The sequence below is a fragment of the Burkholderia sp. RF2-non_BP3 genome, from assembly GCF_001522185.1.
GTDB lineage: Bacteria > Pseudomonadota > Gammaproteobacteria > Burkholderiales > Burkholderiaceae > Burkholderia > Burkholderia diffusa.
Map to the genome: position 1 here is coordinate 1 of NZ_LOSU01000014.1, position 816 is coordinate 816.

1 protein-coding gene is annotated in these 816 nt (G+C 63.1%); it reads left to right on the top strand.

The annotated features are described in order from the left end of the window. Positions 1 to 816, top strand: an 816-nt coding sequence (locus WS45_RS36395; protein ID WP_306459393.1) for a hypothetical protein, incomplete at both ends; no start/stop codon positions are given.

Consider the following 816-nt stretch of genomic DNA (forward strand, 5'->3'; position numbering starts at 1 on the left):
GTTGAGCTGAGGCCCGTCGACAGCGAGTTGATACCCGTCGAAGTCGACGTGGACAGCGAGCTGATCGAGCTGGTCGCCGACGACAGACCCGTCGACGTCGAAGTCGACAGCGACGCCACCGTGCTGTCGGTCGAGCTCAGGCCCGTCGACAACGAGTTGATACCCGTCGAAGTCGACGTGGACAACGAGCCGATCGAGCTGGTTGCCGACGACAGACCGGTCGACGTCGAAGTCGAGAGCGACGCCACCGTGCTGTCGGTCGAGCTCAAGCCCGTGGACAGCGAGTTGATACCCGTCGAAGTCGACGTGGACAGCGAGTTGATACCCGTCGACGTCGAAGTCGACAGCGAAGCCACCGTGCTATCGGTCGAGCTCAAGCCCGTCGACAACGAGTTGATGCCCGTCGAGGTCGACGTGGACAGCGAGCTGATCGAGCTGGTCGCCGACGACAGACCCGTCGACGTCGAAGTCGACAGCGAGGCCACCGTGCTGTCGGTCGAGCTCAGGCCCGTCGACAACGAGTTGATACCCGTCGAAGTCGACGTGGACAACGAGCCGATCGAGCTGGTTGCCGACGACAGACCGGTCGACGTCGAAGTCGAGAGCGACGCCACCGTGCTGTCGGTCGAGCTCAAGCCCGTGGACAGCGAGTTGATACCCGTCGAAGTCGACGTGGACAGCGAGTTGATACCCGTCGACGTCGAAGTCGACAGCGAAGCCACCGTACTATCGGTCGAGCTCAAGCCCGTCGACAACGAGTTGATGCCCGTCGAGGTCGACGTGGACAGCGAGCTGATCGAGCTGGTCGCCGAGGGC